Origin of the sequence: Chryseobacterium fluminis, from assembly GCF_026314945.1 — a bacterium.
GTDB lineage: Bacteria > Bacteroidota > Bacteroidia > Flavobacteriales > Weeksellaceae > Chryseobacterium > Chryseobacterium fluminis.
Genome location: NZ_CP111121.1, coordinates 3,247,967 through 3,261,734, shown reverse-complemented (window position 1 = coordinate 3,261,734; position 13,768 = coordinate 3,247,967). Strand labels below are relative to the sequence as shown.

The window sequence follows — 13,768 nt, the reverse complement described above, 5'->3', positions numbered from 1 at the left end:
CCATCAATATGTTGATGGTTTTTTTATTTTTAAATTTTAATAACTTTCTATATCGCCAATCTTTTCCAGTCTATATCTACTCTGTCTGATGTTAGCTATTTTTATCAATTTCGATGTCGAACTGTTGCAAAAGTCCGTCGATTCCGGAAAGTGAAAATTTAGCCTTTTTCAGCCTGTTCTGAGCAGGATCTATCGAATAGTTGACTGATGTTCTGAAATCTGCTTTTTCCAGGTTGGTATTCTCGAAAACAGCCCCAGCCAGATCGCAGTGGTTAAAGACGGCAAAAGAAAGATCACAGTCGGAAAAATCCGCCTCTATAAGCTTTGAATTTTTAAACTGAGTTCTCTTTATGTTTGTTCTGTAGAAAATTGAATGGTGCAACAGGCAGCCCTCAAAACTAAAAGCCATTCCAAATGCATTGCAGTCATCAAAGTGAAGTCCGAACATCTTACATTCTTTAAAAATAACCTCACGAAAGGCCGTAGAAACAAGTTTTGACATACTCAGATTACACGCTACGAATTGACAGTCGCTAAAACTGAAACCCGACAGATCTGCGTATTCAAAATTACAATTCCGGAATACACAGTTTTCATATTCACCTTTTTCAAACTGTGAAAAAACGGCATCTTCGAAAGTCTGGTCCAAAATGTATGCTTCTTTCATGAGAGTATGATTTTGTCGTAAATATAAATCAGGAATTTATTCGATAATGCTTTATCCAACCTGTCGCTTCAAATTTTTAAACCAGGCTGTTTTTATCAGCGTAATTCAGTTTAAAGAAAATGAAAGTCATGATCGAGAAGGCTAATAGAGAACTTCCTCCGTAGCTGAAATAGGGTAAAGGAATACCGACGGTAGGAAAAAGTCCCATAACCATCCCTAAATTAATCGTAAAGTGCATGAGAAGAATAGAGGCAAAGCAATACCCGAAAACCCTGTTAAAGGTAGATTTCTGCTTTTCTGCAAGGTAATAGATCCTACCTATATATACCATATAAGATAACACCAGCACAGCACTGCCCAGAAACCCCCATTCTTCTCCCACGGTACAGAAGATATAATCGGTTTCTTGCTCCGGAACAAATTTCCCTTGGGTTACAGAACCTTCCCTGTACCCTTTTCCTAAAAAGCCGCCCGATCCTATTGCGGTTTTTGAATACAGTAAATTATATCCTGAAGTATCCCTGAAAGCCTTTTCACCTTTAAAAAGAACCTCAATTCTCTCTCTCTGGTGTTTTGGCAGTTTTTCTAAAATATAAGGCGACCCAAAAGCAAGTCCGCATAAGACCAGAATAGATCCCGCAATCCCAGAAATAGAAATAACATTCCAGGACATTTTATAATAATTCATCGCGATCCATCCTCCTGCAATCAGCAAAATGGTAATAACAACGTATACCGGAGGTATAGCCAGTGAAACAAGAAATACACCTGCAAAAAGAAAGCCCACGCCGAAAAGCAGACCGCTCAGCCCTTCCCGGTATAACGCGATAAAAAAAGCGATGAACACCAACATAGAACCCACATCAGGAATGGCAAGAACCACAACTGCAGGAATCCCTATAATTCCAAGTGCCGTTAAAAGTGATTTTCTGTTTTTTAAATTAAAGTCTGGACCGGAAACATAGTTGGAAACCATAAGGGCTGTTCCTATCTTTGCAAATTCTACAGGTTGCATCGTAAAACTTCCGAATTTATACCAGTTTTTCTGGCCCAAAATTTCTTTTCCGAAAGGAAAAAGACCGATAAGCAGTAAAACACCGCTTATATAGATGATCCCAGCCATATTTTCAAAGAATTTACTTCTTCCGACAAAAATAATAAGTCCTACAAACAGAGAAATACCGAAGAAAATCAATTGTTTTTCGCCCAATTTCTGGTCTACACTGTAAATATTTGCAATGGCAAAAATGCAAAGCAGGAAATATAAGCCAAGACCTAATTTATCTATTCCTTCTGTCCATTTCATTGCTTCGCAGGTTTTGTATTTTTACTGTTCTTTGTTTCTTCGTCAATCCTTTTCTGCAGTTTAAGCTTCTGTTCCTTAACCAATTTAAGGCTATCCTGAATTCTTTTTTGTTTCACAGAATCCATAGCAGGATCTTTATAAAGACCTTTACGTTTCAGATCAGCTACCCACTGTCTCTTATATTCAGGCATGAAACTGGCGCCTGTCATTTTTTTATAAAGATTTTCTCTTTTTAAATCTCCTGTAATATATTTTTCAGCAATGACTGCAGAAGCAGGGCCCGCCCATGTGGCACCGAATCCGGCATGCTCCATCACGGCAACTACCACAATTTTAGGTTTATCTGCAGGAGCAATCAGTACAAAAATTGAGTTGTCTTTTCCCTGCGGAACCTGTGCCGTACCCGTTTTTGCCAACATCGTAAAGTCGTTGGATTTTAAACTTCTCGCGGTTCCCCTCAGTACTACGGCCTCCATTCCTTTCAGTACAGGCTCAAAGTGTTTCGGATCTACCAAAGTCTTATGTTTCTTTTTGAATCTCGGATCAGGATTAGGTTTTCCATCGATCGCTTTTACAATATGGGGCGTATAGTACCAGCCTTTGTTGGCAATCGCTCCCACATAATTGGCCAGCTGGAGAGGCGTGATCATGATGTCCCCCTGCCCCATTCCGTTAAAAACGGCACCGGTGGCCAGAGGATCCCAGTTTTTATAATCTTTTTTACCGCTGTATTTGTTCAGCGTTTTTTGTCTTTTCTCATAAAATTCTCCTGATGGAATTCTGCCTTTTGCTCCTACTGCCAGGTCATTATTTAAAAATTCCCCCACACCGAAGCTGTTCATGATTTTTTTCCACTCATCTACTCCCTTGGATGGATTGCCCGGATATTTATTAATAATAGCCAGATAAGCATAGGAAAAGTAACAGTTGCTGGAAATCTGAATAGACGGAATCAAAGGATCTGCTCCTCCGTGACCTTTAATTCTTAATCCTCTGTAATTAAAACCGCCTCCACAGGGAAATATGGTATTCTCTGTCATCACTCCCATCTGCATCGCTGAAAGTGCGGTCAGCAGCTTAAAAGTGGAACCGGGAGGGTAAGCAGCCTGTGCGGACCTGTCAAAAGTAGGTTTATTTTCATAAATCGTATCTTTTGATAAGGCGTATAGATTCTTGGATTTGTTAGGACCTGTAAATAAGTTCGGATCAATATCCGGGCCGGTGGCCATGGTTAATATCTCACCGTTATTAGGGTCTATGGCGACGATAGCGCCATGCTTATCCACAAGCATTTCTTCGGCCATTCTCTGGAGATCATAATCAATAGTCAGCGTGATGTCTTTTCCCGTAATAACATCCTTATCCAGTGCCCCGTTTTTGTAAGAACCAATGTTTCGAAGCCGGATATCCTTCTGGATATATTTCATTCCTTTTACGCCCCGAAGTTCTTTTTCATAAGATTTTTCCACTCCCGTTTTCCCGATAAAATCTCCAGGCAGATAGTATGTAGAATCTTTTTTTATTTCTCTTTCATTAACTTCACTCGTGTAGCCTAAAAGGTTTCCTGAAGTAGAAACTTCGTACTGACGCTGAGGTCTTGAAACAATACTGAACGCAGGATATTTAAATATAATTTCCTGAACTCTGGCGATATCTTCTCTGCTGAGGTCCTTAATAAAAGTCATCGGCGTCAGCTTCGAATAATATTTTTCTTTTTTGATGATATTTACCCTGGTGATGAAGTCAGATTTACTGATCTTCATTAAATTACAAAAGCCAATGGTATCAAAATCAGGCTTCATTAAGGCTTGTGTAAAAGAAATCTCGTATGCAGGCTGGTTGCCTACCATGATTTTCCCGTTTCTGTCGAAAATGACTCCCCGTTGTGGAATGACGTATTCGATTTTAATGGATGTATTGGCCGCATTTAAGGCATACCGGTCTGTAAACAACTGTAAATAAGCAAGTCTCGCCACGAAAATCAAGGCGATAACAGCAAGAGCGGAAAAAACTTTTAAATAACGTGTGTTCAAACTTTTTGTTTGATTTTAAATATTAATGCATAAATAACAATAAAGATAAATGAAATTATACTCGTTACCAATACATTAATTAATATTTCAAAAAATCTACTCAACTTAAAGAACTCTATATATTGCACTAAAAGCTGATGTAAAAAGATACTTGAAAATAAAAACAGCAAAAACTGCGCCCACTGGAGGGACTGAAATGAGAAAAAATCGGTGGAAGTATCGGTAGAGGTTCTGAAAATTAAGGTTCTGAAATACGCGATCAATGTTGTAGCAAACGCATTGATTCCCCATGAGTAAAGGAAAGCATCTACCGAGAGACCGATTAAAAAACTGAGCGCAAGGAATTGAAATTTATTTCTGAAAAAAGGATAAAACATGACAAATACAGGATATAATACCGGCGTGTATTTTCCGAAAATCGTAATCCTGTTCAAAACAAATATTTGTAATGCAACCAGAAAAATCATGATTAATATGTCCGTAAATAAAGTCCTGCTAATCATTTTCTTTTTTTATTACAGCCTGCATGGTATCCTGAATCTTTTGTACTTCAGCTTTTTTAAGATTTTTAACAACGAACACTTTATTCAAAGCGCCCATTTTTTCGCTTAATTCAACTGAAATATCCCAGAAACCTGTTTTATTATCTACCGAATATCCTGCAATGGTACCGATCATTACCCCTTTAGGAAAAATTGCTGATTTACCATCGGTAATCACGGTATCTCCTACTTTTAAAGCTACATATTTAGGAATGTCTGCCAGGTGCATTACTCTCGAATTATCACCATTCCAGGTTAAGGTTCCGAAATATCCTGAATTTTTTAAGGCAGCATTTATTCGGATTGTGTTTACACTCAAAACAGACTGAACCAATGCGTAGCTATCGGTAGAGTTAATGACAATTCCGGCAATTCCCTTTGGAGCCATTACGCCCATCTGCGGAAACACCCCGTCTCTTCTGCCTCTGTTTATAGTAAAGTAATTGTTTCTTCTGTTGATGCTGTTAAAAACAATTTCACCATCAACGAATGTATAGATCTGTCCACCACCCAGGGTGTCATGAACTTTTCTGAACTGAGGATTTGCAGCGCCCTGTTTTCCGTAGAGCTCTACCATTAATGCTTTATTCTGAGAAACCAGATCTTCGTTGATCTGTTTAAGCTTCAGATAAGAAACTCCTTCGTCAATATATCCCGAAACCCTGGAGTTTAACGCAGCAGACTGACCTGCGATCCAGGATTTCTGCATGGCATTTTTAGAGAATATCAGAACCAGAGCAATAATTTGCAGGAATATAAAGAAGACAAAAAGTGCGTTCTTCGAAAATAATCTCAGCAAAAATCCCATTCAGATGTGTTCGTAAAAGTTAAAATTATTTAATTAAGAAATTGAATTTATCCATATTCTTAAGCGCAATACCTGTTCCGCGAACTACGGCTCTCAAAGGATCTTCTGCAACGAATACAGGCAGACCTGTTTTCTTGTGTAACCTATCCGCAAGCCCTCTCAGCAATGCACCGCCACCAGCAAGATAAATACCTGTTTTATAGATATCTGCAGCCAACTCAGGAGGAGTAAGGGAAAGCGTTTCCATAACGGCATCTTCAATCCTGATAATGGATTTGTCTAATGCACGGGCAATCTCTTTATACCCAACCATAATTTCTTTAGGTTTCCCTGTGATAAGGTCTCTACCCTGCACCGGAATATCTTCAATATCAACATCAAGATCCTCAACAGCAGAGCCCACTTCAATTTTGATTCTCTCAGCCGTTCTTTCACCGATGTAAAGGTTGTGGTGCGTTCTCAGGTAATATGCAATATCATTAGTAAATACATCCCCGGCAATTTTCACAGATTTATCACAAACGATACCTCCTAAAGCAACCACGGCAATTTCCGTAGTACCCCCACCGATATCGATAATCATATTACCTTCAGGTTTCTGTACATCGATCCCGACTCCTATAGCTGCTGCCATTGGCTCATAGATCAATCGTACTTCTTTAGCATTTACTTTCTGGGCAGAATCTCTTACTGCTCTCTTTTCAACCTCAGTGATTCCGGAAGGAATACAGATCACAATTCTTAAAGCCGGTTGAATAAATTTACCTTTGATTCCAGGAATTTTTTTGATAAATTCTTTAATCATATGTTCAGAAGCATGAAAATCTGCAATAACCCCGTCTTTCAATGGACGAATGGTCTTGATATCCTCGTGAGTTTTACCCTGCATATGCTTCGCATGCTCCCCGACCGCAATCGGTCTCCCTGTAGAACGCTCAATTGCAACAATTGACGGCTGATCTATAACAATTTTATTATTATGGATGATAAGGGTGTTGGCAGTACCAAGGTCTATCGCAATTTCTTGCGTAAACATATCGAATAAACTCATATTTTCCTTCTGATTTTTTAAAGAGTTACAAAGATATAAATTTAAGACAACCAAAGAAATTCCGCAAGCACTTAATTTGGTTAAAATTTTATTAAAATTTTAACTCCTCTATTAACTTTTACATTAATCAATTAGACAGCCTGATCTCAACCAGATTTCAGTTAATGATTGATTAGAAGGGGTTAGATGGAAGGTAATCATTTTGAGGATCTGAAAGAAATTATTCTCCGGATGATTTATGAGCTCTTAAACGTTAAAATTAATCTGGAAAATTTAACTTTTCATATTCCAGACTGCTTATTTAGAAGCAAACCAAAATAGTTTTTTACGATAATTATCATATACATTATCAGAAAATCTTTAATTAAAAAAACCGTAAATTTGCTCCGCTTATGTTACAGTATTCCAATATACATCAAACTTCGAATTTCGCCGTACTTTCTATAAGCTTTGAAAAGGCTGATGTAGAAACCAGGGGAAAATTTGCATTCTTTGATGAAAATATCAAAAACTTTGTCACCCGAATTCACAATGAAGATTTAGGGGATGCTTTTGTGGTATCGACCTGTAACAGAACCGAAATCTACACTACTTCGCCCAATTATCTTCTGGTTGCCGAAGAATACTGCAAGACGATCAGAGTGCATTTTACCGATTTCATCAAATTTGCGAATATCCATACGAAAGAAGAAGCACTGACCCATCTGTTCAGAGTGGCAGCAGGTCTTGAAAGCCAGATCATCGGTGACTTTGAAATTATCGGGCAGATCAAAAAAGCATACAACCGCTTTAAAAAAGAAAGAAAAAATTCTAATCCTTTTTTAGAAAGATCGATTAATTCTGCTATTCAGATTTCGAAAAGAATCAAAAATGAAACAGGAATTTCCAATGGTGCAGCTTCCGTTTCTTACGCTGCAGTACATTATATTTTAAATAACCAAAAAAGAATTACTGAGAAAAATATCCTGCTATTGGGTGTAGGAGAGATCGGCCAGAACACTGTTGAGAATCTGGTAAAGCATGTGTACCAGCCAAAAATTAAAATCGCCAACAGAACACAGGAAACAGCAGTGAAGATCTCCGAGAAATACAATATTCCTCACATCGATTATTCTGATTTTGATCAGGAACTCAGCGGCACGGATATTCTGATTGTCGCTACCGGAGCAAGACATCCTATTGTAAATAAATCCCACTTCCCCAACGGAAAGGAAACATTAGTCATTGACCTTTCGATCCCCAATAACGTTGATAAAAACGTAGTGGAAAATAAGAATGTAACCTTAATTGATGTTGACGAGCTTTCGAAACAGATTCAGGAAACCATTCAGCAAAGAGAGAAAGAAATTCCGAAAGCCGAAAAAATCATCAAGGAAATGACCAAAGATTTTCTTGAATGGGAAAAAAAGAGAAGACTGGCACCTAATATCCATCATTTTAAGGCGGTTTTAAAAAATATGGAACGCAATGAAATGCATAATTTTTACAGAAAAAATAAATATATCAATATCCCTGATATGGAGCTTTCTGATAAGATGATTCAGAAAATCACCAGCCGTTTTGCAAAATATATTATTGACAATCCTTTAAAAGCAGAAGAAATCAGTAAATTAATGCACGAAATATTAGTTGAACAACCAAACAACGAATTCAATGAAAAGCATTAGAATCGGTACCAGAAATTCCGCCCTTGCACTCTGGCAGGCGAGAGAAGTTGCGAGACATCTTCAGAACAAAAATTATTTAACCGAAATTGTTCCTATTGTATCTTCTGGTGATAAAAATCTTAACCAGCCGCTTTATTCTTTAGGAATCACGGGCGTGTTCACAAGAGACCTGGATATCGCCTTATTAAATGACGAGATCGACATTGCGGTCCATTCTTTAAAGGACGTTCCCACCAATCTTCCTGAAAACCTTAAAATCATTGCCTGCCTGGAAAGAGATTTTCCCCAGGATGTTCTGATCCGCAAGGAATCAGCTAAAAACAAGGAGTTTCATGAGCTGAAGCTGGCAACCAGCAGCCTCAGGAGGAGAGCATTTTGGCTGAAAAACTATCCTCATGCAGAGTTTTCCGACATCCGCGGAAATATACAGACGCGTCTACAAAAACTGGAGGACGGTGATTTTGATGCAACCATTTTATCGTTAGCAGGAATCATGCGGATGAAAATGGAAATCGACTACGAAATGCTTCCTTTCTTAATTCCGGCTCCTTCACAAGGCGTCATTGCTGTTGCAGGACATTCTGAAAAGACGGAGATCAACGAAATCCTAAGCTCGATCAATCACAAGCCTACACAGATCTGTGTAGAGATGGAAAGAAACTTCCTGAATACATTAGAAGGCGGCTGTACTGCTCCGATTGGCGCATTCGCAGAAATATTTGAAGATCAGATCCGTTTCAAAGCAGGCCTTTGTTCTTTAGATGGCAAAAGCTGCATCACCACAGATGAAAGCTTTGTATATAATGATGAAGAAAACTTTGGGAAAAAATTCGCAAAAATAGTTCTTGAAAACGGCGGAAAAGAACTCATGTCCGAAATTAAAAGCCAGATTTAAAATATACTTTCTTAAGCTTTACGCTTCAAAAAATGAAAATCTTATTTACCAAAAATATAGACCCATCTGTTATATCCAAAGAATTAGGAGAGCATATTGCGGTCGATTGTATTGAGGTAATCAGGACAAGTCATCTGACCGTTCGTTCTTTTGATTTAAAGGATCATTCCTTAATTTTCACCAGTGCAAACGGGGTACATTCCTTTTTTAAAAACGGCTTTACACCCAATGAAGATTTTACTGCAAAAAATTATAATAAGATCTATTGTGTTGGTGAAAAGACAAAAAGAGCATTAAGAAAATACGGTTTCGGGACCTTTAAGGTTCTGAAAAATGCAGACACCCTCTCCAGATTCCTGATTGGTCATTGTCAGCATGAGAATTTCCTGCACTTCTGCGGCAATCTGGCCATCAGTGTCCTTGACCGGGAACTTCCGCTGCAAAACATTAAATATAAAAAAGTTACCGTTTACAACACTGAAGAGCTAAATCCTCTGATACCTGAAAAATATCATGCTGCTGTTTTTTTTAGTCCGAGTGGAGTTCGTAGTTTTGCAAAAAACAATTCACTGGAAAACATGAAGCTTTTTTCCATCGGGGAAACGACTTCCTCCGAATTGAAAAAGTACACTTCCAAAGAAATTTTCACTTCGGAAGAGAATAATTTAATCTCCATTTTTTCACTGATTAAAAAATTTCTTCATGCTTCATGATAACAACATTGGCAAATTATAATCTAAATAAATTATGATCAAAAACGACCTATACCTAAAGGCTCTCCGTGGTGAAACCGTAGAAAGACCGCCTGTCTGGATGATGAGACAAGCCGGAAGATACTTACCGGAATTCATTGCTCTGCGTGACAAGTATGACTTCTTTACGAGATGTCAGACCCCGGAGCTGGCTTCTGAAATTACAGTACAGCCCATCAGAAGATATCCTTTGGATGCTGCTATTCTGTTTTCTGATATTTTAGTAGTTCCCCAGGCCATGGGAATCGATTTTAAAATGAAAGAAAATGTAGGTCCGTGGCTTGATAATCCGATCAGAACAATGGCAGACGTTCAAAATGTGATTGTTCCGGATGTGAATGATACGCTGGGATACGTTTTTGATGCCATTGAACTGACTTTACAGAAGCTCGACAATGAAATCCCGTTAATTGGTTTCGCAGGTTCACCCTGGACCATTCTTTGCTACTGTGTGGAAGGAAAAGGAAGCAAGGCTTTTGATATTGCCAAATCTTTCTGTTTCCAACAACCGGAAGCTGCTCATCTGCTGCTTCAGAAAATCACGGATACTACCATTGCTTATCTGAAAAGAAAAGTAGAGAAAGGCGTTTCTGCTGTTCAGGTTTTTGATTCGTGGGGGGAATGCTTTCTCCGGCAGACTATCAGGAATTTTCATGGAAATACATTAACCAGATTGTGGAAGCTTTAAGCCCGCTAACACATGTTGTTGTTTTCGGAAAAGGATGCTGGTTTGCTCTGGAAGAAATGGTTCAGTCACCGGTTTCGGCTTTAGGTGTGGACTGGACGATCAAACCGGAATTCGCCAGAACCCTTACCAACCATACGATGACCCTTCAGGGGAACTTTGATCCGGCGAGACTTCATTCTACGCCTGAGACAATTAAAAAGATGGTCAATGAAATGATTAACCGTTTTGGGAAAGACCGGTATATTGCCAATCTTGGCCACGGAATTTTACCTAACATTCCTTTGGAAAATGCAGAAGCGTTTATCCGAGCGGTAGTGGACTGGAAACCTGCTTCTCAGTTTTAATTTACGTTAATTTCAGAAGAAACTGGCTTTACTGTTATCATAAACCAAAATCCCTTTCTATTTTCGAAAGGGATTTTTCTATGGGTAAAATAATTAGTTGATCTCTGTGATAAAATCTTCTTTGGGCTTTCTTACTTTGGTAAGGTTTACGAGCCAGTCATCAGGAGTATCCCTATAGCCAATTGGCAGTAACAGTACACTTTTTAATCCCTTTTCTTTTAAATGTAAAACCTCATCAACAGCTTCCGGGGAGAACCCTTCCATTGGCGTGGAATCCACCTCTTCAAAGGCCGCTGCAATAATCGCTGCTCCAAATGAAATATAAGCCTGTTTTGAAGCATGTATGAAGTTCTCTTCAGCAGATCTCTGCGGATAGGTGCTCAGTAGCATCTGTCTGTAGTTTTCCCAGCCTTCATTTTTAAATCCGCGGATATCATTGGTTAGATCAAACATTTTATTGATTCTTTCTTCTGTATAATTATCCCAGGCAGCAAAAACCAAAAGATGCGAACAATCGGTGATCTGTGGCTGATTCCAGGCGTGAGGCTTAATCTGCTCCTTAATTTCCTGATTGGTGATCACCAAAATTTCAAAAGGCTGAAGACCACTGGAAGTAGGGGCCAGTCTGGCTGCCTCCAATATTTTATCCACTTTTTCCTGTGGTACTTTCTCACCGTTCATTGCCTTAGTGGCATATCTCCAGTTGAGCTTTTCAATTAATTCCATAAATTTAAATTTAACACTGCAAAATTACTTCAAGTATGCTGAATAAGATTAAAGATTTTTCAGATTTGACTTATTGTTAATATCTATAAATGGAAAACACTCCGGACAGATGACCGGAGTGTCTAAATATATCTTATAATATCAGCTCAACATTCTCTGTGCTTTTTTCACCCCTTCCACCAATGCATCAATTTCATCAAAGGTATTGTAAACGGCGAAACTTGCTCTTACAGTTCCTGCAATATTAAAGAAATCCATGATCGGCTGGGTACAGTGATGTCCTGTCCGTACGGCAATTCCCATTTTATCAAGGATCATACCCACGTCAGAAGCAATGCCTATTCCTTCCAGATTGAATGAAACCACTCCTGTTCTTTTGGCCTTTTCACCATAGATTCGGATCCCGTCCAGTTCCAACAGACGCTTTTGAGCATATTCCAGTAAAGCATTTTCATGTTTCTGAATATTCTCCTGCCCTACTTTATAAATAAAGTCAATAGCTGCTCCTACAGCGATATTTCCGCCTACGTTGGGTGTTCCTGCTTCATATTTAAACGGAAGGGCTGCATAGGTTGTTCCGTTGAACGAGCAGGTGGCGATCATCTCTCCGCCCCCATGAAATGGCGGTAAATCTTCAAGAATTTCCTGTTTCCCGTACAAAATACCTGTTCCCATCGGTGCATACATTTTATGGCCAGAAAACACAAAAAAATCACAATCCATCTTCTGAACATCAATGGTAAAATGGGGAGCGGACTGGGCTCCGTCAATTACAATATAAGCATCAGAATTTTTCCTTGTTTTCGCAATGATTTCTTCGATAGGATTTACTACCCCCAACGCATTCGAAACCTGATTAATAGAAACAACCTTTGTTTTTTCACTTAAAAACTTATCCAGATGCTCCAGCTGCACAATTCCATCTTCATTAATCGGAAGTACTCTCAATTTTGCTCCTGTTCTTTCACAAAGCAATTGCCACGGAACAATATTCGAATGGTGCTCAAGATAAGAGATGATAATTTCATCATCTTTTTTAAGCTTCTGCGTCAGAATATAAGCAATAAGATTAAGACCTTCTGTAGTGCCTTTTGTAAAAATCACCTCGAAATCATGCCTGGCATTGATGAATTTCTGGATTTTTCTTCTCGAAAGTTCCATTTCCTCTGTTGCCAGCTGACTTAAAGTATGAATTCCTCTGTGTACATTGGCATTGAGCTCCGTATAATATTTAGTCCAGACTTCCAGAACGGAGTCGGGCTTTTGTGATGTCGCTGCATTATCTAAATAAACCAATGGTTTACCGTTTACCTTCTGATCTAATATAGAAAACTGACTTCTGATTTCCTGAATGTCAAACATTTATTAAAATTTTAAATTAAAACGTTCTTATTTAGAACACCTCAAATTTACGCCTTTTTTTCGGATTCCTCCCGGATGCTGACGGTTGTCATTTATAGAAAGATTCAATGGATCATATGGCAGGCTTCATCCAACCAAGTCATTAGTACACATTTATATTCATCTTTTAGCACACAAAAAAACCTGTCAAACTGAGTTGACAGGTTCTTATATTGTTTAAATAAGCAATTCTTATTCTGCTGCAGTTTCTTCTGCTGCCGGAGCTTCTCCTTCAGCTGCAGTTTCTTCTTCATCTTCATCATCCATTGCTGCTGCACCTCCTTTCATTGCATTTCTAGACATCTTAACAGCAACTACTACTGCGTTGTCAGGGTGAACGAATGAGTATCCTTCAGCCTTGATACCTCCAACATAAAGTTTGTTACCAATTCTTAACGGAGTAACATCAACAACGATTTCGTCAGGTAAGTTAGCAGGAATAGCTTTTACTTTCAATTTTCTGAAAGACTGACGCAAAACACCACCAGCTACAACACCTTTAGAACGACCTGTAATTCTTACAGGAACCTCCATCACTACCGGCTTATCTTCAGATAACTGATAGAAGTCTGCGTGAAGGATTTTGTCTGTAATCGGGTGGAACTGAATATCCTGAAGAACAGCAGGGATTACCTGTCCGTCGATTTCAATAGATACCGTGTGTGCTTCAGGAGTATATACCAAACCTTTGAATGACTTCTCTTCTGCAGAGAAATTCAATGGCTCACCACCTCCGTAAACAACACAAGGAACTAATTCAGCATCACGTAGAGCCTTTGTAGATTTTTTACCCACGCTTTCTCTTTTTGTACCTTGAATTGTAATAGATTTCATTTATAAAAATTTAAAAAATTGTTTTAAGTTTAATTCGCAAACTCACTGAAAACC

Annotated in this window: 12 protein-coding genes and 1 pseudogene; 4 read left to right on the top strand and 9 right to left on the bottom strand. The window is 38.6% G+C overall.

Going from position 1 to position 13,768, the window contains the following annotated elements:
- Nucleotides 1–91: 91 nt before the first annotated feature.
- The 6 genes from ODZ84_RS14965 to ODZ84_RS14940 all read right to left on the bottom strand — a co-directional run bounded on the left by ODZ84_RS14965 (nt 92) and on the right by ODZ84_RS14940 (nt 6,407).
- Nucleotides 92–667: a pentapeptide repeat-containing protein gene (locus tag ODZ84_RS14965; RefSeq protein ID WP_266173199.1), complete on the bottom strand. Its 576-nt coding sequence runs from the start codon at nt 665–667 to the stop codon at nt 92–94.
- A 76-nt stretch (nt 668–743) separates the two neighbouring features.
- Nucleotides 744–1,973 (bottom strand): rod shape-determining protein RodA, encoded by a 1,230-nt coding sequence (gene rodA / locus ODZ84_RS14960; RefSeq protein ID WP_266173198.1) that lies wholly within the window; start codon nt 1,971–1,973, stop codon nt 744–746.
- Nucleotides 1,970–4,006 (bottom strand): peptidoglycan D,D-transpeptidase FtsI family protein, encoded by a 2,037-nt coding sequence (locus tag ODZ84_RS14955; protein WP_266173197.1) that lies wholly within the window; start codon nt 4,004–4,006, stop codon nt 1,970–1,972. The genes rodA and ODZ84_RS14955 overlap by 4 nt, the downstream gene beginning before the upstream one ends.
- On the bottom strand, nt 4,003–4,509 hold the full coding sequence (locus tag ODZ84_RS14950; RefSeq protein WP_266173195.1) for a rod shape-determining protein MreD: 507 nt from the start codon (nt 4,507–4,509) through the stop codon (nt 4,003–4,005). Before ODZ84_RS14950 ends, ODZ84_RS14955 begins: the two co-directional genes overlap by 4 nt.
- The gene (mreC, locus tag ODZ84_RS14945) at nt 4,502–5,356 is read right to left on the bottom strand and encodes a rod shape-determining protein MreC (protein WP_266173194.1); all 855 of its coding nucleotides are present in this window, start codon (nt 5,354–5,356) and stop codon (nt 4,502–4,504) included. The genes ODZ84_RS14950 and mreC overlap by 8 nt, the downstream gene beginning before the upstream one ends.
- A 25-nt stretch (nt 5,357–5,381) precedes the next feature.
- The gene (locus ODZ84_RS14940; protein ID WP_266173193.1) at nt 5,382–6,407 is read right to left on the bottom strand and encodes a rod shape-determining protein; all 1,026 of its coding nucleotides are present in this window, start codon (nt 6,405–6,407) and stop codon (nt 5,382–5,384) included.
- A gap of 392 nt (nt 6,408–6,799) precedes the next feature.
- On the opposite strand from ODZ84_RS14940, the gene hemA reads away from it, so the two are divergent.
- From hemA to hemE, 4 genes and pseudogenes are all read left to right on the top strand, one after another.
- Entirely contained in the window at nt 6,800–8,074 is a 1,275-nt protein-coding gene (hemA, locus tag ODZ84_RS14935; protein ID WP_266173192.1) for a glutamyl-tRNA reductase, read from the top strand.
- The gene (gene hemC, locus ODZ84_RS14930; protein WP_266173191.1) at nt 8,061–8,969 is read left to right on the top strand and encodes a hydroxymethylbilane synthase; all 909 of its coding nucleotides are present in this window, start codon (nt 8,061–8,063) and stop codon (nt 8,967–8,969) included. Before hemA ends, hemC begins: the two co-directional genes overlap by 14 nt.
- Nucleotides 8,970–9,001: 32 nt before the next feature.
- Nucleotides 9,002–9,682, top strand: a complete 681-nt coding sequence (locus ODZ84_RS14925) for a uroporphyrinogen-III synthase (RefSeq protein ID WP_266173189.1) — start codon at nt 9,002–9,004, stop codon at nt 9,680–9,682.
- Nucleotides 9,683–9,782: 100 nt separating this feature from the next.
- Nucleotides 9,783–10,753, top strand: a pseudogene (hemE, locus tag ODZ84_RS14920) (uroporphyrinogen decarboxylase).
- Between the two features lie 93 nt (nt 10,754–10,846).
- Here the strand turns inward: hemE and ODZ84_RS14915 are convergent.
- The 3 genes from ODZ84_RS14915 to ODZ84_RS14905 all read right to left on the bottom strand — a co-directional run bounded on the left by ODZ84_RS14915 (nt 10,847) and on the right by ODZ84_RS14905 (nt 13,714).
- On the bottom strand, nt 10,847–11,479 hold the full coding sequence (locus ODZ84_RS14915) for an NAD(P)H-dependent oxidoreductase (RefSeq protein WP_266173188.1): 633 nt from the start codon (nt 11,477–11,479) through the stop codon (nt 10,847–10,849).
- Between the two features lie 141 nt (nt 11,480–11,620).
- Entirely contained in the window at nt 11,621–12,841 is a 1,221-nt protein-coding gene (locus ODZ84_RS14910; protein WP_266173186.1) for an aminotransferase class V-fold PLP-dependent enzyme, read from the bottom strand.
- Between the two features lie 231 nt (nt 12,842–13,072).
- A complete protein-coding gene (locus tag ODZ84_RS14905; RefSeq protein ID WP_266173184.1) occupies nt 13,073–13,714 on the bottom strand; it encodes a 50S ribosomal protein L25/general stress protein Ctc in 642 nt (213 codons plus the stop codon).
- Nucleotides 13,715–13,768: the final 54 nt, after the last annotated feature.

Excerpts from the sequence above, each read along its gene's own strand:
- ODZ84_RS14965 (WP_266173199.1), bottom strand. The coding sequence starts at position 667 with ATGAAAGAAGCATACATTTTGGACCAGACTTTCGAAGATGCCGTTTTT.
- ODZ84_RS14940 (WP_266173193.1), bottom strand. The coding sequence starts at position 6,407 with ATGAGTTTATTCGATATGTTTACGCAAGAAATTGCGATAGACCTTGGT.
- hemA (WP_266173192.1), top strand. The coding sequence starts at position 6,800 with ATGTTACAGTATTCCAATATACATCAAACTTCGAATTTCGCCGTACTT.
- ODZ84_RS14915 (WP_266173188.1), bottom strand. The coding sequence starts at position 11,479 with ATGGAATTAATTGAAAAGCTCAACTGGAGATATGCCACTAAGGCAATG.
- mreC (WP_266173194.1), bottom strand. The coding sequence starts at position 5,356 with ATGGGATTTTTGCTGAGATTATTTTCGAAGAACGCACTTTTTGTCTTC.
- ODZ84_RS14905 (WP_266173184.1), bottom strand. The coding sequence starts at position 13,714 with ATGAAATCTATTACAATTCAAGGTACAAAAAGAGAAAGCGTGGGTAAA.
- ODZ84_RS14950 (WP_266173195.1), bottom strand. The coding sequence starts at position 4,509 with ATGATTAGCAGGACTTTATTTACGGACATATTAATCATGATTTTTCTG.
- ODZ84_RS14925 (WP_266173189.1), top strand. The coding sequence starts at position 9,002 with ATGAAAATCTTATTTACCAAAAATATAGACCCATCTGTTATATCCAAA.
- ODZ84_RS14910 (WP_266173186.1), bottom strand. The coding sequence starts at position 12,841 with ATGTTTGACATTCAGGAAATCAGAAGTCAGTTTTCTATATTAGATCAG.
- hemC (WP_266173191.1), top strand. The coding sequence starts at position 8,061 with ATGAAAAGCATTAGAATCGGTACCAGAAATTCCGCCCTTGCACTCTGG.
- rodA (WP_266173198.1), bottom strand. The coding sequence starts at position 1,973 with ATGAAATGGACAGAAGGAATAGATAAATTAGGTCTTGGCTTATATTTC.